The organism is Kitasatospora sp. NPDC032757 (assembly GCF_055579305.1).
The window spans coordinates 434,018-452,870 of record NZ_JBVINN010000001.1; the positions used below are offsets into that span (position 1 = coordinate 434,018).

The window sequence follows — 18,853 nt, forward strand, 5'->3', positions numbered from 1 at the left end:
CACCGTCAACGGCTGAAAACTGACGAAACTCCCCCCCCGCAAGGCCCTGGTTTATGGACGGCTGTGCCTGTTGGGGGGTGGTGGCCTGGGGTGCCGCCCACCCCCCTTCGCCGTTTCCGGGGCCCGGAGCCTCGAACTCCCGAGGCCCCAACTGCCCGATCGGGCAGCGTCCTCCGCCCCCTCCGGCACTCGGTGGCGCCGCCATTGACACCCAAAGTTGGTCTAGTCCACCGTAGGGGACAGCGCCACCGCCCCGGCCGGGGCCGTGACCGCAACCCCTCGGCCGGAATCCTGGACTCGCTTGTAAGGCTGCCGAGTTGAAGTACTCGGGCACCCTCACCGCGCACCGCCCGGAACCCCCGCGGCCGCGCGTCCGGCCGCGGCCTCGCCACGCCCCGGGCCGCCCCGGGCCGGCGGCCGCATGCCCCTGACGACCGAACGGAGAACAGGCATGAGCAGAATCTGTCCGGCCCTGCCCACCAACCTGGCCTGCGCAGCCACGATTTCGGCGGTCGGCACGGAGGCGGCGCACGCGGCCGAGCAGTTCGGCGTCGAGGTGCACGCCGAGTCCGCCGACCACCTGGCCCTCCGGCGCGAGCAGCTGCTGGACGAGGCACAGGCCAACGCCGAGTCCTTCGCCCGGCTGATCGAGGCCTGGGGCCCGTTGGTGGCGGCCGCGAGGTGTGCCGGAATCCCGGCCGGAGGGGCCGAGTAGATGACCGACGACATCACCGTGACGGCCGACGACGCCACTTTCCGCCGGCTGGCCGACGCCGACTGGGATGCCGTCGTGGCGCTGGAGTTCGCCGCCTACGCCGCGGACAACCTGTCCGAGGGACGGGCGTCCCTCCAGTCCCGGGGGCGGTCCTCGCCGGACACCTGCTTCGTGGTGGAGCGCCGGGGAGAGGTCATCGGCTACCTGCTGAGCCTGCCCTACCCGCTGTACCGCTGCCCGGACCTCGGCGCGGTCGACGAGGGCGGCACCGAGGCGTCCGAGCCCGCCGCGACCGGGCCCGAGCCCGCGTCCGATCCCGAGCCGCGCAACCTCCACGTGCACGATCTCGTCATCGCCGAGGAGTGGCGCAGCAAGGACGTCGCCCTGCGGTTCATGCGCCACCTCAAGGAGTACGCACGGACCCAGGGGTTCGGGCGGATCTCGATGGTGGCGGTCCGGCGCAGCGACATCCTGCTGGCCATGCTGGGCTACCGCACCCACCGCGAGGTCGCCGTCCCGGAGTGCTACGGCAAGCGCGCGGTCTACATGTCGATGGCGATCTGACAGCCTGCCCGAAACTCGGGGGACGCCGGTTCGATTCGCTCCTAAGCTTCCGATCATGCTTCCCCGACGACTGGCCGCACTGGCCCTCGGCACCCTCGCCCTGGCCACGGCCTGCACCGGCTCGCCGCCCCCCGGTGACGCGCTCGGCTCATCCCCGCCGTCCTCCTCGGCCTCACCCGAGGCGGACGAGTCGGACCCGCCGATCGTGGTCCGCGACCTGACCTCGGCCGAGCTCCAGAACCGTTGGTGGGTCTGGGCCGCGTCGACGGAGTCGGCCCGCAACCCGGTCCTCGACCAGGACGGGCGCCGGTGCGCCCAGGGCCAGAAGGAGGGGATCTGGCTCCTGGCCGGAACGACCGGTGGCGCCGCCGAGCGCTCGTGCACCGTCCCCACCGGGGTCCCGGTCGTGTTCCCGCTCGTCAACCTGATGGGCCCCGCGCACGACTGCCTGGGCTTCATGGATGCGGCCAAGGGCGGTGCAGTCCTCGACGGGAAGGCCCTGACGCCCGAGAAGCTCGACGCGACCCCGATCGACATGTTCACCGCCGCCGGCAACCCGTTCACCGACAAGCGGGACCACTTCCACACCTGGTCGTGCGGTCTCTGGGTGCGCCTGGAGCCGCTCTCACCCGGAAGCCACGAGCTGAGCTTCCACGGCGAGTCGGGCTCGTTCTCCGACTCCGTGGACTACCACCTCACGGTCGCCAAGCCCACCCCCACCGGCGCCGCCTGAGCGGACCGGCCCGATCGGGGCGGGCGGGGGTGGAAGTCGGCCGGTCCGACTTCCACCCCCGTGCGCTCCCGTCCACCCCCGTCCGCGCCGCCGGCTTGCGGGAACTGTCGCCCGCTCAGCCTTGGCGGGGTACCGTCATCGGCACGGTCCGCTCCGACGGAGACGAGGCGTCACATGCCCGACCAACAGCCTGGACGGATATTCGAGACCGCGCGCGAGTTCGCCCGCCGCGACGACTGGGACAACGCGGTCGTCTGGTACCGCCGGGCCGCCGACGCCGGCGTCACCGACGCGATGCTGATCCTCGCGGCCCATCACGCGATGCGCGACGAAATGCGGACGGCCCAGGACTGGTTGAGACGAAACCTGGCCGCCGGCGACGACGACCGGGAGGGCGTGGCCGGGTACCTCCGGGGCGCCATCGCCGCGCACTTCGCGAAGAGCCCCGCCGACGCCCGGCTCTGGGAGACGCGGATCCGGACCAGCGTCGGCTATCCGACGCCGAACGATCCGCTCAAGGTCCGGCAGGACGCCGTGGCGGTCGTGTTCGGACTTCTGGTGGAGGGCATCGATCCTCCCGGCGGCCCGGCGCATGCGGGCGGTTCGGCGAGCAGCACGGCGGGTGCTTCGGGAGGCTGTCTGCTGGCCGTGCTCGCCGTCGGCTTCCTGCCCGCCCTGTTCGCCGTCCTCCTCGCCGTACGCGGCGGCGCCTGACCCTCGCACCGCCTGGCGCTCGCGCTGTCTGACCCTCGCGCTGTCTGCCCCGGCCTCAATTCGCTTTCACACCAGGCTCACCGAGGGCTACTGTTCGAGGCCGGCGAGCAACCCACGAGGAGTCGAGACATGCCCGGCCGTCCGAGCACGCGTTGACGTCGTAGGCCGTGATCGGCCCGTCATCGAGTGCTGCCCTTGATTGCGCGGCACAGCGAGCCTTCCCCCACCTGAACCGTCGGTGCGCCCATCGGTGCGCGCCCGTCGGTACGGGCCTGCCGGGCGCCGGGTGGGGGCCTTGTTCTCGGCAACCCGAGGGGTCCCTGTGCCGTTCGCTTCCTCCGTCGTATCCGATGCGGGCCGGCCCGCGCCGCCGGGCCTCTGGCGGGACGGTGACTTCCGCCGGTTCTGGGTGGGCCAGACGCTGTCCCAACTCGGCGAGCACACGGGCCTGGTGGTCCTGCCGCTGATCGCCGTCGTCTCGCTCGACGCGGACGCCGACCAGGTGGGCACCCTCCGCGCGGTGGGGCAGGCGCCGACTCTGTTGCTCTCGCTCTTCGTCGGCGCCTGGGTGGACGGGTGGCGGACCCGGACCGTCATGGTGCTGGCGGACCTCGGCCGGGCCCTGGCACTGGGCGGGGCCGCCGTGGCCGGCCTCCTCGGCGGACTCGGCCTCCCGGCGCTGCTCGCGGTGGCCCTTGTCGTCGGCGCCCTGTCCGTGTTCTTCGACGTGGCGTACCAGGCATCGCTCGTCCGGCTGGTGAAACGTGATCAGCTCGTGCGAGCCAACAGTGCAGTGGAGAGCAGCCGCTCCGCCGCACAGATCGGCGGGCCTGCTCTCGGCGGAGCACTGGTGTCCCTGCTGTCGGCACCGATCGCCGCCGCGTCCGGCGCGCTGTTCTTCGTGCTGTCGGTCCTGTCGATCCGCCGGATCCGCAGCATCGAATCGGCCCCGGAGCGATCGGACCGCCCCTCCCCGGTCCGGCGGCAGATCCAGGAGGGGCTGCGCTTCGTCGGCGGCAACACCTCACTGCGGGCGGTGGGCCTCGCCTCGGCCGCCTTCCAGTTCTCCTTCGCGGCGATGATGACCGTCTACCTGCTCTTCCTTCCGCGGGACCTCCACCTGTCGGGCGCCGCCGTCGGTCTGGCGCTCGCGGCGACGGGGCCGGGCGCACTCCTGGGCTCGCTGCTCGCCGCCCGTCTTCCGAGCCGGTTCGGTCACGGCCCGGTGCTCGTGTTCGCGGCAGTGCTCGGTGACGGCGCCATGCTCTCTGTACCTGCCCTGCACGGCCCCTCCGTCGTCACGATCCCCGTACTCGTGGCGGTCAACCTCGTGTTCGCAGCCTGCGGCCAGCTGGTGAACGTCACGGTCATGGCCGTCCGGCAGGCCGTCACCCCCGACGGGATGCAGGGCCGCGTGGCCGCGACGATCACGTTTGCCGGCATGGGCCTGACCCCGTTCGGCTCGCTGCTCGGCGGGCTTCTCGCGGAGGAGTGGGGGCTGCGCGGCAGCCTCCTGGTGACGGCCGCCGGCATGCTGCTGTCGCCCGTGCTGATGGCCCTGTCCCCGCTGGCCCGCCTGGGGAGGACGCTTCCGCTCCCGTCTCGAGAGGCGCCGGCGGCCGACGGGCGCCTCGGCACTACAGGTGCGACCCGCAACCGTGACGCCGGGACGGCTCAGCGTGCCCGGCAGTGACACAGGGGCGCGCACCCGGCGATTCACGCCCCTCGTGCGCGCCTCACCCCAGGACGCGCGGCACGGTCACCCGTACCCATTCCTCCGGCTGGGACAGATGCGGAGCGTGACCGGCACCCTCGTACAGGTGCCGTTCCGCCTTCGGCAGCGCGAGGTCGACCAAGTCCAGCACCTCGCCGTACATCGGCGCACTGTCGTCGCTCTGGGTGAGCAGTGCGGGCTCGGTGTAGTGGGCAAGGGCGGCGAGGTCGAGGTCCAGCGCGTCCGGGTCGCGCAGCTCGTCCAGGTACGTCGGCGCGTTGCGGATGTAGGTGTGCCGGATCGGCGCCGGCAGCTGCGCCCACGCCCCCGGCCCGAACGCCAGGGTCTCCACGAACAGCTCGGCCGCGGCGGCCGACTCCGCCTGCTCCAGCAGCTCCCGGACGGCCGCGATCCGCCCGGCGAACGCCGTCCCGATGGGCCGCAGCTCGGGATCGGCCAGCAGCATCCCCGCCCCCGGCGGCTCGTGCACGGCCACGCCGCGCAGCAGGTCGGGGCGGGCGGCCGCCAGGCGGAGCGTGATCAGCGAGCCGTACGAGTCCCCGCAGACGAAGGCGGGGGCGAGGCCGAGCCCCTGGATCAACGCGGCCAGGTCGGCCGCGTCCTCGTACACCGAACCCTGGGTGAGCAGGTCCTCGCTGCGGCTGTGCCCGCGCCGGTCGTACGCGACGACGGTGGCCTGCTCGGCCAGTCCGGGCACCACCCGTGCCCAGTTGTCGGCATCGCTCCAGGACCCGTGGACCAGCACCACGCCCGGCCCGGACCCCCGGGCCTCGTAGTACAACGACACCCCGTTCACCCTGATCTCGGCCATCGCGAGCCTCCCGACCGCAGTCGCGCTCCAGCCCCTCCCCACCAGCCTGACACAACCTGATCGGGCCCGGTCAGATCAGCGGACCGAACACCCCGCGGTCCCAGTGCCCCAACCACGAGCCGGTGACGGACGGCAACTCCTGCCCCTCGGTGGACTCGTCGTAGGGGAGCACGGCCGTCGGCGCGAACCAGCCCTCGCCGGGGTCGATGCGCAGGCGCAGGACGTTCAGAGGACGGCGGAGCGTGACGAAGAGCCGCAGGTCGGCGGTGCGGGGGTGGTGGTCCTCGTAGCGGTCGTGGACGGTGCGGCAGATCGACTTGATGTCGGTGTCGGAGAGGAGGAGGTACCGGCTGCCCGGCCCGAGGTTGACGCAGACCCGCCGGCGGGCGGTCTCCCGGGCGGCGTACGGGAGGTTCTGGTGGTTGTCGACGTGCAGCCCGGGGCGCAGCCCGGTGACGGGGTCGACGTGCGTGAGCAGTTGTCCGGGGTCGTCGTGGGTATCACCGAGGGTGACCGGGGTCGGGTCACCCAGGGTGTGCACGAGGGCGGCGAGGGTGTGGAGGTCGAAGACGGTGTCGGGGACGCGGAACAGCTCGATCAGGCCGCTGTCCCTGGTGAAGATGCTGGGCGCGAACCGCTCGGGATACCCGTCCGGGAGGGGCTTCCAGTCGCCGTCGGGGACGACGACGGTGGTCTCGTAGCCGGGTTCGAGGGTGAGGCGGCGGACGCCGCCGATCTCGCAGCGCTCGTAGACGGCCGCGGGGTCACGGAAGGCGATGGCAGCGGGGTGCATGGGGGCTTGCTCCTTGGTGCGGAGAGTGTGGAAACCGGGTGACCTTCGCCTGCGCGTGATCGCGCCCGGTGGTGATGCGGGGTTGCTTCAACTGGCGAGCGGGGGCTGCTGATTGGCGGCATCCAGCAGGACGCGCACCCAGACGCGCTTGCCGGCGCCCCGGCGGACGACCACCCCGAAGTCGAGGGCGAGGTCGCGGACAAGCTCGATCCCGCGACCGCCCTCGTTGAAACGGCGCGGACGCCGCTCCTGGAGCGGCAGGTCGAAGCGCGAGTCCCAGACTTCGAGGCGACAGTCACCGCCGAACTCCTGGAGGCAGAGCCGGACTTCACCCTGCCCCTGACAGGCGTGGACGACGGCGTTGGTCACGAGCTCGGAGGTGATGAGGACGAGGTCGTCGACGCGCTCGCCCTCCCAGCCCCAGGCGGCGAGTTGGTCGCGGATGTGGCGGCGGGCGGTACGGACCGAGCTGGAGTGCTCGGTGAGGGTGGCCTCCCAGGTACGGAGGGCGGGTGTGCGCAAAGTGGACATAGTTCACCCCTTCGCATCTAGACGCTCCATCAGGAGCGTGTTCGTGCGGTCACGTTGAGTGTGGGGCATGCGAAATCGAACCTGCAACAGCAATGCTCGAAGAAATTAATTGATCTTGAATCGGACTTGAGTCCTCGCCCGCCATCTGGCGAGACTGGTCGTCCACACCCGGAGGGAGGGGCGCCACTTGAGCAAGGACCTGTCAGCGATCCGGCAGATCCGCCTCGGCGACGAACTGCGCGCCTGGCGGCTGGAGAACAACAAGACACTCATCGACGTGACGGCCGGCCTGAAGGGCTGGAGTCCCGGTCGGCTCAGCAGGATCGAACGCGCCCAGCAGCCGATCAGCGCAGCCGACCTGGCCACGCTGCTCGATCACGCCGGCGTCGCGGGTCAGGAACGGGAGGACCTTGAGAACCTTCTGGGAAACGCCCCTACCAAACAATGGTGGCGCGACCTCGACTACGCCGAGGCGATCACGCCGGCCTTCGCGGAATACCTCGCACTCGAAGCCGATGCCTCGCACATACTCAACTACTTCCCCTCCGCGTTTCCCGGCCTGGTCCAGACCGAGGGGTACGCGAAGGAGATGATCGCCGCCGGCTTGGACTCTCCCAACGAGGAACGTGTCGAGGCGGGGGCGGAGGTCCGCATCCTGCGCCAGCGTCGGCTGACCCAGGAGCCGGCACTCACCTTCGAGGCCTACTTCGGCGAGGTCGCGCTGCTCGTGGCCGGCGACGGTACCGTGTTGGTCGAACAGATCCGGCATGCCATCAAGGTCGCCCAGTTCGCCAACGTCACGCTGGGAATGGTGCCACTGAGTGCCGGACGGCCTGGCATTCTGTCGTCCGGAATCACCCTGATGCGCTTCCCCGATGATCCCGAAAACGGCTTCGCCTTCATCGAGGCAGTCGGCGGTATGCTCCCGCGTAGAACGGGACGCGACGTACGACGAGCCGAGCGAGCGCTCGCCCGGGTGAAGCGGTGCGCCCTGTCCCCACAGGACACCATCGCTGCCCTTGAACGCAAGTTGGAAGAGCTGACGTGAGCGAGAAGCAGGATCCCTACGACCACAACCCCGCCGACGCCACCTGGACCAAGTCCCCCTTCTCCGGTGACGGCAACGGCGACTGCGTGATCATTGCCCGCTTCCCCAACGGCGACGTCTGGCTCGGCGACGACAAGCACCCCGACCGCCCCCACCTCGCCTTCGACCAGGCCGAGTGGACCGCCTTCGTGAAGGCCATCGAGACCCGCTCCCCCGACTTCACCGCTTGAGTGCCAACGGCCCTGCCCACCATTGGGGCAGGGCCCAAGGCCCTCTACCGCGACCGCAACGTGCGTGAACGATTCTTCGCGCGCCTCAAGCAGTTCCGCGCGATCGCCACGAGACTCGACAGGCTCGCCGACCGCTACCGCGCCGGAGTCGTCAGGTCTCCGCTCCGCGACTCTAGCGGCAGACCTCGTGCTGCTGCTCGGCCGCGACCTTCCCGGCCAGGGAACCCAGCGCCTTGGTGAGGGCATCCCGGTCGGCGTTCGCCTTGAAGAACATACCGGTGTCCGCGATGACCGACACGATGAACGCCCGGGAGTGGTCGCCGGCACAGTACTCCGTCACTCCGGCGCCCGGCCCCGAGGCCAGGACGCCCCGGCCGATCAGGTCCTTCGTGGTCGCATGGCCCTCCTCCTCCGGGCCTTCGGGATCGACACCGAGCAGGGAGAAACTGAGCACTTGCTCCCCGTCGACCGAGATCTGGCAGGACACCTTGCCGGCGTCCACCTCGCGCTGCTCGGTGCCGGGGCGCCCCTTGGGCAGCAGGGCGCCGAGCGGGGTCCCGTCGGCCCGCTCAAACCCGCACAGCGTCTGCTTCAGCCCCTGCTCGTCACCGCCCCCGAACAGCAGCACGGATCCGACCGCGACCGCTGCCACCGCAACCACCGCCCCACCGAACAGCCAGAGCCGGCGGCGGCTCCGCCCACCCCCCGGGCCGGAGATCGTCTCGGTCGGTACCGGCGCCTCGGCAGCTGCCTGAGTGTCCGTCATGGCTAGTCCCCCTGTGGATGTTGTCCTGATCGACGCAAGAGCGTATCGGGGAACGACGGATTCGATCAGCGCAATTTCGTCACGTTCATCGGCAGACGGGCACCAAGACCTGTCTGACAAGCCGACCGCCGTCGCTCCCTGGCCTCGGCGCCGCCCATCCCCACCCCGTCACACAAGCGTGGAGGCCCTGCCCCACGGCAGGGCCTCCACGCCAACGACCTACCGCAGGGACCACCCGTTCGACGGCTGGTCGAGCCAAGCCCAGTGCCGGCCCTCAGGGGTGACGGAGACGCCGAACCGGCTGGGCCCGGGGCGGCCGCTGTCCGTCCACCACCCATATGCCGCCTCGACCTCGTCCCAGAGCCGGCGCGGCCCGTGCTGGTAGACCGTGAACAGGTCCTCCGCGCTCCCGTCGTGGTCCACTGCTGCCCACGAGCACGCGTCCGTAGTGGCGATCCACAACCGGTCCGCCACCCCTTCCACCGGAACGTCCTCCCAGGTGTGCCAGACATCGCCGAGGCGGTGCCCGATGGCGAACGCCGCCTCTCCCCCCACCACCGCACGGCGGGGCAGCGTCGTCGTGGACTCGGCGGCCCGGTGATCGTCCTTCACCACGTCCCGGTAGATCCCCAGATGAGTACGTTGGGTGCGCATCAGCATGAACGCACTGTCCGGGCTGTACCGGCCGACCGCCGTCCCGTCGTCGCCGACCGCCAGGCGCAGAAGCCCCCAGTGTGCCCAGGGGTTGTCCCACGGGGTGAGGATCACACCGCCCGGCCTCGTCTGGCCGATCCACGCTGCCGGGATCCTCTGAACCGCGCAGGTGGCCACCACCCGGTCGTAGGGGGCATGCCGACCCCACCCCAAAGCCCCGTCTCCGTAGACGACCTCCGGGCCGAACCCGGCTTCCCTCAGGACGGCGCGGGCCCGCACCGTCAGGGAAAGGTCGAGCTCGATCGTCGTCACGTTCGCGTCGCCGAGCCGGTGCGACATCAGGGCGCTCGTCCAGCCGGTGCCGGTGCCGATCTCCAACACCTTCATACCCGGCTGGAGTTCGAGCATCTCAAGCATCCGGAACACGATCGACGGCGCCGAGGACGAGGACGACGGCCACGCGTCGGCCAGATCGTCGGGCACCGCGCCGTCGTTCAGCTGCGTCACCACGGGCTCGTCGTAACCAGCGGCAGCGAACCACTGGTCGGGGCTGCCCCGGCGGTCGCACGGCCGGTAGCCGTCGCCGTCGTCCAGCCAGACCAACTCGGGCAGGAAGCAGTGTCGAGGTGCCGCTTCGGCGGCCTTCGTCCACTCGGGGGCCACGTCGTGGCCGAGGGTGTCGCGAACGGCCTGGAGCAGGCCACGCATGGCGGCCTGCTCCGGGGTGTGCCGGTGCCTCTTCACCGTGAGGTCACTTCCGGTGCTTCGGGTCAGGGGTGGGACCGCTGCCGTCCTTCGAGGGGGAAGGTCCGATCACCGGCCCTCCCGGTTTGGCGTGGCCGCCACCCTTGCCGTCGTTCGGACCGCCCTTGTTGTGGTCGCCCATCAGGGTCGTCCACTTCGTGAAGGTGGTCGTCGCACACCTGACCGCGCCGCTCGCCGGGACCATGGGTCCCGGCCCGGGCGGCGCCGGCGGCTGAGGGGTGGGTGGCCGCGGGGTCGTGAGCGTTGTCATGCCGCTGCTCCTCCTGGTTGTCGCGAGCCGTGCGGTCGACCCGTGTGACCGGCCGCGTCACGGAGGCGTCACATCGGGTGACCAACCACACCGTAGAGAGCACCGGAAAGCGCCCTCAACGAAGTTGCGAAGGATTGCGCAACTTCATCCGAGCGCGGTGTGCGGCTCGTTGCAGCCAGCGCCCCTCCGCGCCCCCGTGCGCCCTTGACCGGGGCTCCGCCAGGCCCAGGAGGCGGTTCGCCCGCTCTACGAGCGCACCCGGTGCTTTCGCGCGTACTCGTCCTGGCTGCTGCCCGGCATCGTCCAGACCTGCGCCTACACGACGGCGATCCTCTCCGCGATCCGTGACCGGCGCGGCCTGGTCGACGACGTCTCCGCCGCCGTGGACGAGCGCATGGCGCGCCAGCACATCCTGACTGACGGCGCCCACCGCTTCGCCCTCCTGATCGAGGAGAGTGTCCTGCGCAACGGCCTGGGTGGCCGGGAGGTCATGCGCGAGCAGTTGCACCACCTCATGGTCGTAGGCAGGCGCCCGAACGTCAGCCTCGGAGTGCTCCCCATGCAGCCGGCCCGCGACAAGGCGTGGCCCGTCGAGGGCTTCTGGATCTACGACACCACGCAGGTCAGTGTCGAGCTGGTCTCCGGATACCTCACGATCACCCAACCGAGCGAAGTAGCCATGTATGGAAGCGTGTTCGCCGAGTTGGGCGAACACGCCGTCCGCGGGCCCGAGGCTCGCGCACTGATCACGGCGGCGATCGACGCTCTCGGGTGAGATCACGCAATCGACCGCAATCGCGTTGGGCGGTGGATCGACCACTCACTACCGTCGTTGAACATCAGCCACCACTGTGGGGCGACTCCCTGCCCCAAGCCGACGTCGCCATCGCGCCGAACCCTCCGCCACATTCGGAACGAGCGCCTTGTCCACCACGGCCGAGAGGCCCCGCATGACCACCGACACCGCCGCCGCCCGCTTCGACCTCGCCCCCGCCGACCTCCGCATCGCCATCGCCGGTGGGCGGCTCTCGCTCACCCCTACAACAGCCTGGCCTTCCTGCCAACGCGCGCTGCCGACGGTGCTGCTCGCGCCGGCGCAGGACAGGCCGACCTCCGGCGAACTCGCCGCCGCACTGGCCGCTCTGTGACGGCCACCTCGGAATCACCCGGCTGAACTCGGCGGCGGAGCTGCTCCAAGGGGCGCGCCGAAGCGCAGTGGCCGTGGGCGTACGCCACCACTGGCGGCAGCCCCGGAGGAGCCCGTCCGGCTGACCGCACCTGCGTGCGCCTGCCCGCCGGCCGCCGAGTCGTCCGCGCTCGCCCGACTCTCGACGCCTCGTGCGAGCGGCGAGCCACGTCTCAGCGCAGTGCGGCAGCCAGGGCCGTGGTCCAGGCCGTGGTGGTGCGGCGGGCGAGCGAGCTGGTGGGGGCGTAGCCCTCGAAGAGGTGGAACGCGCCCGGCACGTGATGGATCTCGGTGGGGACGCCGGCGGTAATGAGCCGTCGCGCGTAGTCCAGGCCCTGGTCGCGCAGCGGGTCCTGCTCGCAGACCACGAGGTAGGTGGGCGGCAGGCCGGCCAGGCTCGTTGCCCGGGCCGGGGCTGCGTACTGGTCGGCCGGCCTCGACCCCAGATACAGCGGCCACATTCCGCGCACTGCTCGCCCGTCGATCACTCGGCCGTCGCTGACCGAGTCGACCGACGGCTGGTCGCACCGGTCGTCCACGGTGGGGACGAGGAGCAGTTGGTAGGCGAGGGCGGGGCCACCACGGTCCCGGGACGCCAGGGCGGTCGCTGCGGCGAGTGCCCCGCCGGCCGAGCGCCCGGAGACGGCGATCCGGTTCGGGTCCGCGCCGAGAGTGTCGGCGTTGGCGGCAGTCCACTGCAGTGCGGCGTAGCAGTCGTCGAAGGCGGCGGGGTAGGGGTGTTCGGGGGCGAGGCGGTAGTCCACCGAGACGACGACGGCGTCGGCGGCGAGGCAGATGTCGCGGCAGTTGGTGTCACCGGTGTCCAGATCGCCGGAGATGAACGCGCCGCCGTGGAAGTACATCACAGCGGGGCGGGTCGACGTCGTCTCACCGGTGGGCCGGTACAGGCGGACCTGCAGGTCGCCCGCCGGGCCGGGGATGGCGAGGTGCTCGACGACCAGGCGGGGGTCCACGAGCGGGGGTTTGGCGGCCAGCACGCTGCGCAGGTGGGCCCGGGTGGCCGGCGGATCGGCCAGCGGGTCGAACTCCGGCAGCGTGGCCAGGACGTCGACCAGCTCGAGGTGCACGTTCATCGGCTCCCAATCATCTCATTGCGACCATCTCAATGGAACTAACCTATAGTCTCATTGAGACGGTTGCAATGGCGTATCTGGTCGACCGCTGGGTCGACCATCGGGTCGACCGGAGGACGGGATGATGGACGAGCTGACGCCCTCGCAGTACGTGGTGCTCGGGCTGATCGCCCGCAACGGCCCGATGACGCCGTACGAGCTGAAGACGCGGGTCGAGCAGAGCATCGACAACTACTGGCCGATCCCGCACGCCCAGCTCTACCGAGACCCGCCCAAGCTGGCAGAACTCGGCCTGCTGACCGAGCACGCCGAGGAACACGGCCGGCGACGCCGCGTCTTCCACCTCACCGACGCCGGGCGCGAGGCCCTGCACCGCTGGCTGGCCGATCCGACCACACCCCCGCCGGAGACCCGCAACCCTTCGCTGCTCAAACTCACCTTCACCGACCTCGCCTCCCCGGCCGAGGTCGCCGTGCTGGCCCTGACCCAGGCCGCCCGGCACCGGAAATGGGCCGACGACTACCGCCGGCGACTCGCCGACCTGGACCCAGCGGATCCGGCCAGTCCATCCCGGGCCCGCCTGCTCGACCTCGGCGTCCGGCACGAGCAGAACTACGTCGACTTCTGGGAGACCCTGGCAGCCGAGTACGCCTGAACCCGGGTTGTCGCTGCTTTCTTGGCGTGTCTCACATTCCTCAACTCCCGTTGGTGGGGTGTGGGGTTAGCAGTTGCTGAGGGGCGTGTCCGGGACCTACCGTCCCGGCGCATGTTGGTGCACTTCTTCTCTGCGGAGGGCTGGCAGTCCTGGGGGCTCGATGGCGAGCCGTTGATCCCCGAGCGGATGCCGGTGCTGTTCGACGACGACTTCCTGTTCGAGGACGAGGCCGGCCCGCGGGCGACGCGGGCGGTGAACACCTGGCTTCGTACGCTGCCGTCGAGTGGGGCGCCGTCGCCGAATTCGTGGCGGGCGTACGCGCTGGCGGCGAGGGACTGGCTGATGCATCTACGGCGGCACCGTGTCGCGGTGTTCGGTACACGGCGGGAGCTGGTGGCCGCGCTCGGTACGTACGCGGACCGCCGGCTGTCGGGGCCGTTGGACGAGAGGCTGGAGTCCTCGTCGTGGGAGTTGCAGGTCACAGCGCTGAGCCGGTTCTACGACTGGGCTGAGGACGAGGGTCTGGCTTCTGCGGTGCCGTTCACGGTGGGCACCGGCAGGCGGATGGTCGAGGGCCGGCTGGTGGAGACGGGGCGGAAATACCGCACGACGTGGATCGACTACGCCTCGCTGGCGGCGGTGCACTCCTACATCGCACTGGACAGGGAGATGTCGCAAGGATCTTGGCGGCCAAGGAGGCCGCTGGTGGTGGAGGCGGCGGACTTCCACGGCGGCCGGGTCAACGGCCGGGCACACGCTGGGCAGCACTTCGGCCGGAGGAACGGCTGCGGCTGGTCGGCCCGGAGGGCGGCTCGCTGCTGCTGGCGCTGAGCTACGACGGGCGGCCCTTCGTGGACTGGGGCACGCTGTTTCGCCGCACGGCCCGCCGGATCCGCGAACGCTTCGAGCCTCGGTTTCCCGATGTCGCGCCGCACCGGTGCCGGCACACCTTCGCGATGGCGACCCTGGAGAAGCTGGTCGAGGGCCACTACCGGCAGGCCGCCCAGCTCGCCGCGGCGACGCAGATGCCTCCGGTCTCGCGCTCTACCTACTGAAAGCCGATCCGCTGCTGATCCTGCGGGACCTGCTGGGGCACTCCAGCGTGGTCACCACGGAGATTTACCTCAAGCGCCTGGATGTCCACTGGATCTATCGCGCGGCCTGGGAGAACGGCCGCGACGTCACCGATGCGGCCGCGTTCGCCGAGGCCGATGCCGAGTTCGCCGAGGAGTTCTGATGCCGGCCGAAGTCCTGCGCGATCCGCTCGCACTGAAGCTGTCCCTTCCCGGCGAGGCGGCGACGGTCATCGTCATCGGTGACCTGCCCAACCCCCGGCTGGCGGCCGATCTGACCGAGGGCCTGGCGGCTGCAGTCCATCCCGACGGGCCGCTCGCCAAGCTGACCACGGTGAAGAGCTTCACCTACAACCTGCGCCGGATGGTCCGCGAACTGGCCGATGACGGCTTCACGGGCTCCGCGGCCGATCTGACTAGGGCGGTGCTCGGCGCGTTCTGGCTGCGGTCGCACTACCTGGTCGAATACCGAACGCGCACGATCCTGCGCGCTTTCGATGCCCGGCACCGGGTGCTTCCCGAACCGGTGCGGCAGATGGTGTTCGGCACGAACTACAAGCGCCCCGCCGTCAAGGGTCCGCTGCCGCCCTACGCGCCGACCGAGTCGAACCGGCTGATCAACCTCTGCAAGCAGGAGGTACGCCGCCTGGGGAACGAACAGAAGGGAATGATCGCCCTCGCTGAAAGGGGCCAGGATCCGGCGGTCGGCGGTTGGAGCAGGGCGAACGGGGCCTGGCTGATGCTTCGGATGGGGCCGGTGACGAGGACGGAGGCCGCCGCCCATCTGGGCATCACGCCGGATGTGTTCACCAAGTGCCACCGGGGCATCGAGGGCGTCCGGGCCGGGCTGTTCCCGTCCCACAGGGACGCTATTACCTTCATGTTGCTGCTGGCGGCCTGGACCGGCATCGTCCCGGACGGGCTGGCCGGCCTGGATGTGTCCGGGATCCGCTGGGCCGGCAGGCAGGCGACGCTGCTGTCCTACACCAAGGGCCGCACTGCGGACGAGAGCCTGGTGCTGTCGCCGCGGGCATCGCTGCTGCTGGAGCAGTGGCTCCAGCACAGCGCCCTGCTGCGCGGGCATGCCCCGGACGGGCTGGCCGGCGATGTGTGGCTGGTGAAGCGGCAGGGCCGGTGCTCCCGCGCCGCCTTCGAGGAATACATGATGCGCGGGTGGGTCAAGGCCCACGACCTGCGCAGTGATGACGGCCACCCGTTGCGCATCGACCGCCGGCGGCTGAGGACGACGTTCATCGCCCAGCGCGGTCACCGGCAGTCGCCGGAGGTCGAGGGCGATCACTACCTGTCGGCCGCGACCCCGGCACAGAAGGCGGTGGTCGAGGACATCGCCCGGGACGCGCAGCGCGATCTGCTGCGGCGCGCCCTTCAGGGTCTGCTGCGGCCCAGTGGGCACCGCGATATCGGCGGGGCACTCCTGGTCCAGGCCCGCCGGCTGCTGGCCGGGCAGCTCCCGCCCGGCGGCGCCTGCGACGTCAAGACGCTCGCCCGTGAGGCGGGCATCTCCCGCGCGTCCCTCTACCGGACCTGGGGCCACCTCAAGGACGAGTTCGAGAAGCGAAGGGCAGCCGCCTCGGCGGCAGGCCAGCAGCCCGACCCACGCGAGGCCCGCATCGCACGGCTGCGGGACCTCAACCAGCGGATCACCGGCAAACTTGCCCGCCCCCACACCGAACTCACCCAGCTCAAGGAGCGCCACCAGCTCCTCCTGTCGGTTTTGGCCGCCAAGGACGACGAAGTCCAGAGGCTTCGCCGCCAGCTCAGTACACCCGTCACGGTCCCCGATCAAAGGCAGGGGGACGGCGCCACAGGCGTCGTCCCCCTGCCCCGCCGCTGATGTCACACCGGCGTGATCAGCAGAGCTGAGCTCAGTCGTTATAGCCATGCACGTCGAGCATGAACTCGTCGCCGTGGACCTCGACCCCGAATCGAGTGAGCTTCGCGCAGACCTGGCAGTCCTCCATGTATTCCTGATCGCCCACCGACAGGTCGACCGTTATCTCGATCACTTCCTCGCAGTAGGGGCAGATATAGAATGCAGTTTCGAGCGCCATGGCAACCTCCGCAGTAGTTGTGCCACTTCGTTGGACAGCTTGGTGTCCCGGACCACGGATGATCTTAGGATCGAGACCGGCGCAGCGAACGAGAAGCACCAACAAACCAACCGCAGGCAGTCATCCAGCCTCGCAGCCACGGCGAAGAAGGCGCGGGTCACAGCCAACACGGCTATGCCCACCGCCAGACCAGGCAAGGACATCCGCAGCGACAGAACGACCCAGACCAACGTCAGCGTCACGCCCATCACCAGGTGGTACTGGGCAACATGGCGCAGGCACGAACCCCAGCCCCGCCGAGGGCTGACACACTCGGCGATCTCTGCCTCCGTCGGCGCCGCCTTCCCCGCGGCCGGCTGGTCGGTCTGCCCAATATCGTGGTCCGCGAGGTTGTGAGCAACAGCGACCACGGCCCACACCGAGCCGAACGTCGCCAAGGTGGCGACTCATCGACGGAGGCCATCAGCGACCGCCCTCAAGAGCGAATCGCGAAGCGAGAGCGTGACGCCGCACGACCGCGACACCGTGGCCTGCAACGGGATGCTGCTGCCCTCGGTCGAGAGCCTCGGGACCGAGACACTTGACATAGTGGACACGGTCCTTGCCGCGTTAACCCAGTGATCCGCCATCGGAGCCGGGCGGACGCACCAACCGACGGCCCGGCCCCAGTGCCGACCGAGTGCTCCCGGACGGGTCCTCACAGGTTCGGCGGACTGGCAAGCTGTCATGGTCGGGCTGCCGCGGGGCGGTCCTCGGACAGGGGGAGGTCCCGTGACGGGCACCGGACGAATGCCGTCGGAGCACGGCCCTGACGGGACAGCCCGGCAGGCACCTCCCTTCGACCCGGAACTGCGGGCCGTACTGGCCGCCACGGGAGCGGAGGCGTGGGAACCGCTCACCCCGGAGAACCTGGCGGCCCGGCAGGAGCAGGATGTCGCGACCCGGCCCAGGCCGACGGTCCGGGAGCTCCGGGCCGACGGCCGCTTCGAGGTGGCGGAGCTGCGTGCACCGGGAGGGCCGGGCGGGCACGACGTCACGCTCGTCAGCGCACGGCCTGCCGGCATCACCGGGCCGCTGCCGCTCCTGTACTACATGCACGGCGGTGGAATGGTCATGGGCAACGCGTGGTCCGTCCTTCCGCAGACGCTTCACGAATGGGCTCTCCCGCTGCAACTCGCCGTCGTCTCCGTCGAGTACCGACTGGCGCCGCAGGTGCGCTACCCCGGCGCCGTGGAGGACTGTTACGCCGGGCTCACCTGGGTGGCCGACCGGGCGGCGGAACTGGGATTCGACGCGGACCGCATCGTCCTGGGAGGGAAGAGCGCCGGCGGCGGACTCGCCGCAGCACTCGCCCTGCTGACCCGCGACCGCGGCGGGCCCGTTCCGATCGGTCAGCTGCTGCTGAGCCCGATGCTCGACGACCGCGACAACACCTTCTCCAGCCACCAGATGGCCGGCATCGACACCTGGGACCGGACCTCCAACGCGGCCGCCTGGCAGGCCCTGCTGGGCGAACGGTACGGCGCCGCGGACCTGCCGCCCTACGCGGCCCCCGCCCGGGCCACGGACCTGTCCGGGCTGCCTGCGGCCTTCCTGGAGGTCGGGTCGGCCGAGAGCTTCAGGGACGAGGCCGTCGCCTACGCCAACGCGCTCTGGCAGGCCGGCGGCGCGGCCGAACTGCACGTATGGCCGGGCGCCTTCCACGGATTCGACAGCCTCGCGCCGCAGGCCGTCCTCACCCGGGACGCCCGCGACGCGCGCACGCGCTGGCTCCGGCGGATCCTCGGACGATGAGCCTTCCCCGGCGCGGCGGCCACTGACGCGGCGGCCACGACCAGGACGCGCACCCGGACGGGCACCGTGGGACGAAACCCGGCGCTTCCGCCCTCACGGCACCACTGTTGGCTGCCAGGTGCAGGGCCTGGAATGATCCCTCCGACCACCGACCGCATCGAAGACAGGGGGAGACCATGGAGGTTGCGGAGTATCTGCGGGAGACGGACGAGCGGGCGTGGCGTCGCGCCAACCGCGTCCAGCACTGGGTGGTCAACACGCTCGGGCTCCTGACGGTCGTCGGATGGATCTGGGCGATCGGCATGGCCTTCCTCCCTGCCACCGCGGGGACCAACGGCCGCATCGAGTGCGGCTCCCCGGTACTCGCCGACGCCTCCTCGGCGACGTACTCCCGCGACCGGTGCGCCCGCGTCGTGGACGACCGCGTCCGCAGCGCCGTCGGCCTCACCGTCGTCACGCTCCCGCTCTCCGCCGCGTGGATCTGGGGCGCGCTCAACCTCCGCCTCCAGCGCCTCCAGGACAAGGACGCCTCCCGGTAGTACGGCCGGCACGTACCCACCGCCGGAGCAGGAAGTCACCCCCGTCGACTTCCTGCTCCGTGCCCTCGGCCCCGGACGGACGAACCCCGCTCGCCCCGCCTCCCTCCGCCGCCTCGCCAACGCACCCCACG

Annotated in this window: 21 protein-coding genes and 2 pseudogenes; 16 read left to right on the forward strand and 7 right to left on the reverse strand. The window is 70.7% G+C overall.

Annotated elements, in window-relative coordinates:
• Nucleotides 1-451: 451 nt before the first annotated feature.
• The 5 genes from ACZ5WK_RS01880 (at nucleotide 452) to ACZ5WK_RS01900 (ending at nucleotide 4,419) form a co-directional block, all read left to right on the forward strand.
• A complete protein-coding gene (locus ACZ5WK_RS01880) occupies nucleotides 452-715 on the forward strand; it encodes a DUF6271 family protein (protein WP_465543944.1) in 264 nt (87 codons plus the stop codon).
• Nucleotides 716-1,279, forward strand: coding sequence for a GNAT family N-acetyltransferase (locus ACZ5WK_RS01885; RefSeq protein WP_465543945.1), 564 nt, complete (start codon nucleotides 716-718; stop codon nucleotides 1,277-1,279).
• Between the two features lie 55 nt (nucleotides 1,280-1,334).
• On the forward strand, nucleotides 1,335-2,012 hold the full coding sequence (locus ACZ5WK_RS01890; protein ID WP_465543947.1) for a signal protein: 678 nt from the start codon (nucleotides 1,335-1,337) through the stop codon (nucleotides 2,010-2,012).
• Between the two features lie 174 nt (nucleotides 2,013-2,186).
• Nucleotides 2,187-2,726, forward strand: coding sequence for a hypothetical protein (locus ACZ5WK_RS01895; protein ID WP_465543949.1), 540 nt, complete (start codon nucleotides 2,187-2,189; stop codon nucleotides 2,724-2,726).
• A gap of 322 nt (nucleotides 2,727-3,048) precedes the next feature.
• Nucleotides 3,049-4,419: an MFS transporter gene (locus ACZ5WK_RS01900; protein ID WP_465543951.1), complete on the forward strand. Its 1,371-nt coding sequence runs from the start codon at nucleotides 3,049-3,051 to the stop codon at nucleotides 4,417-4,419.
• 43 nt (nucleotides 4,420-4,462) lie between these two features.
• Here the strand turns inward: ACZ5WK_RS01900 and ACZ5WK_RS01905 are convergent, their stop codons facing one another.
• The 3 genes from ACZ5WK_RS01905 to ACZ5WK_RS01915 all read right to left on the reverse strand — a co-directional run bounded on the left by ACZ5WK_RS01905 (nucleotide 4,463) and on the right by ACZ5WK_RS01915 (nucleotide 6,596).
• Nucleotides 4,463-5,272 (reverse strand): alpha/beta fold hydrolase, encoded by an 810-nt coding sequence (locus ACZ5WK_RS01905; protein WP_465543953.1) that lies wholly within the window; start codon nucleotides 5,270-5,272, stop codon nucleotides 4,463-4,465.
• 70 nt (nucleotides 5,273-5,342) lie between these two features.
• Nucleotides 5,343-6,065: a hypothetical protein gene (locus ACZ5WK_RS01910; protein ID WP_465543955.1), complete on the reverse strand. Its 723-nt coding sequence runs from the start codon at nucleotides 6,063-6,065 to the stop codon at nucleotides 5,343-5,345.
• An 87-nt stretch (nucleotides 6,066-6,152) separates the two neighbouring features.
• Complete coding sequence (locus ACZ5WK_RS01915; RefSeq protein ID WP_465543957.1) at nucleotides 6,153-6,596, reverse strand: ATP-binding protein; 444 nt, start codon at nucleotides 6,594-6,596, stop codon at nucleotides 6,153-6,155.
• Between the two features lie 187 nt (nucleotides 6,597-6,783).
• On the opposite strand from ACZ5WK_RS01915, the gene ACZ5WK_RS01920 reads away from it, so the two are divergent.
• The 3 genes and pseudogenes from ACZ5WK_RS01920 to ACZ5WK_RS01930 form a co-directional block, all read left to right on the forward strand.
• Nucleotides 6,784-7,644 (forward strand): helix-turn-helix domain-containing protein, encoded by an 861-nt coding sequence (locus ACZ5WK_RS01920; RefSeq protein ID WP_465543959.1) that lies wholly within the window; start codon nucleotides 6,784-6,786, stop codon nucleotides 7,642-7,644.
• Nucleotides 7,641-7,874, forward strand: a complete 234-nt coding sequence (locus ACZ5WK_RS01925) for a DUF397 domain-containing protein (protein WP_465543961.1) — start codon at nucleotides 7,641-7,643, stop codon at nucleotides 7,872-7,874. The genes ACZ5WK_RS01920 and ACZ5WK_RS01925 overlap by 4 nt, the downstream gene beginning before the upstream one ends.
• A gap of 39 nt (nucleotides 7,875-7,913) precedes the next feature.
• Nucleotides 7,914-8,114 (forward strand): annotated as a pseudogene (locus ACZ5WK_RS01930) (hypothetical protein); the annotation flags it as partial.
• Here ACZ5WK_RS01930 and ACZ5WK_RS01935 read toward each other — a convergent pair.
• Together ACZ5WK_RS01935 and ACZ5WK_RS01940 are read right to left on the reverse strand one after the other, a co-directional pair.
• A complete protein-coding gene (locus ACZ5WK_RS01935) occupies nucleotides 8,047-8,640 on the reverse strand; it encodes a hypothetical protein (RefSeq protein WP_465543963.1) in 594 nt (197 codons plus the stop codon). The pseudogene ACZ5WK_RS01930 and the gene ACZ5WK_RS01935 sit on opposite strands and share 68 nt — an antisense overlap.
• A 219-nt stretch (nucleotides 8,641-8,859) precedes the next feature.
• A complete protein-coding gene (locus tag ACZ5WK_RS01940) occupies nucleotides 8,860-10,038 on the reverse strand; it encodes an rRNA adenine N-6-methyltransferase family protein (RefSeq protein WP_465543965.1) in 1,179 nt (392 codons plus the stop codon).
• 482 nt (nucleotides 10,039-10,520) lie between these two features.
• Here ACZ5WK_RS01940 and ACZ5WK_RS01945 point away from each other — a divergent pair.
• Both ACZ5WK_RS01945 and ACZ5WK_RS01950 read left to right on the forward strand, forming a co-directional pair.
• A pseudogene (locus tag ACZ5WK_RS01945) lies at nucleotides 10,521-11,084 on the forward strand (DUF5753 domain-containing protein); the annotation flags it as partial.
• A 175-nt stretch (nucleotides 11,085-11,259) separates the two neighbouring features.
• Nucleotides 11,260-11,457, forward strand: a complete 198-nt coding sequence (locus tag ACZ5WK_RS01950; RefSeq protein ID WP_465543967.1) for a hypothetical protein — start codon at nucleotides 11,260-11,262, stop codon at nucleotides 11,455-11,457.
• Nucleotides 11,458-11,668: 211 nt separating this feature from the next.
• On the opposite strand, the gene ACZ5WK_RS01955 is transcribed toward ACZ5WK_RS01950, so the two are convergent.
• A complete protein-coding gene (locus ACZ5WK_RS01955; RefSeq protein ID WP_465543969.1) occupies nucleotides 11,669-12,589 on the reverse strand; it encodes an alpha/beta hydrolase in 921 nt (306 codons plus the stop codon).
• A gap of 121 nt (nucleotides 12,590-12,710) precedes the next feature.
• Between ACZ5WK_RS01955 and ACZ5WK_RS01960 the strand changes: the two genes are divergently transcribed.
• The 4 genes from ACZ5WK_RS01960 to ACZ5WK_RS01975 all read left to right on the forward strand — a co-directional run bounded on the left by ACZ5WK_RS01960 (nucleotide 12,711) and on the right by ACZ5WK_RS01975 (nucleotide 16,172).
• Complete coding sequence (locus tag ACZ5WK_RS01960) at nucleotides 12,711-13,244, forward strand: PadR family transcriptional regulator (protein WP_465543971.1); 534 nt, start codon at nucleotides 12,711-12,713, stop codon at nucleotides 13,242-13,244.
• A 111-nt stretch (nucleotides 13,245-13,355) separates the two neighbouring features.
• Complete coding sequence (locus ACZ5WK_RS01965; protein WP_465543973.1) at nucleotides 13,356-14,075, forward strand: hypothetical protein; 720 nt, start codon at nucleotides 13,356-13,358, stop codon at nucleotides 14,073-14,075.
• Nucleotides 14,076-14,346: 271 nt separating this feature from the next.
• A complete protein-coding gene (locus tag ACZ5WK_RS01970) occupies nucleotides 14,347-14,481 on the forward strand; it encodes a hypothetical protein (RefSeq protein WP_465543975.1) in 135 nt (44 codons plus the stop codon).
• Nucleotides 14,481-16,172 (forward strand): hypothetical protein, encoded by a 1,692-nt coding sequence (locus ACZ5WK_RS01975; RefSeq protein WP_465543977.1) that lies wholly within the window; start codon nucleotides 14,481-14,483, stop codon nucleotides 16,170-16,172. Before ACZ5WK_RS01970 ends, ACZ5WK_RS01975 begins: the two co-directional genes overlap by 1 nt.
• A gap of 31 nt (nucleotides 16,173-16,203) precedes the next feature.
• On the opposite strand, the gene ACZ5WK_RS01980 is transcribed toward ACZ5WK_RS01975, so the two are convergent.
• Nucleotides 16,204-16,389: a CPXCG motif-containing cysteine-rich protein gene (locus tag ACZ5WK_RS01980; protein WP_465543978.1), complete on the reverse strand. Its 186-nt coding sequence runs from the start codon at nucleotides 16,387-16,389 to the stop codon at nucleotides 16,204-16,206.
• A 789-nt stretch (nucleotides 16,390-17,178) separates the two neighbouring features.
• Between ACZ5WK_RS01980 and ACZ5WK_RS01985 the strand changes: the two genes are divergently transcribed.
• Nucleotides 17,179-18,183 (forward strand): alpha/beta hydrolase, encoded by a 1,005-nt coding sequence (locus ACZ5WK_RS01985; protein WP_465544346.1) that lies wholly within the window; start codon nucleotides 17,179-17,181, stop codon nucleotides 18,181-18,183.
• A 176-nt stretch (nucleotides 18,184-18,359) separates the two neighbouring features.
• Nucleotides 18,360-18,722, forward strand: a complete 363-nt coding sequence (locus ACZ5WK_RS01990) for a hypothetical protein (RefSeq protein WP_465543979.1) — start codon at nucleotides 18,360-18,362, stop codon at nucleotides 18,720-18,722.
• The last annotated feature ends 131 nt before the right edge of the window (nucleotides 18,723-18,853 follow it).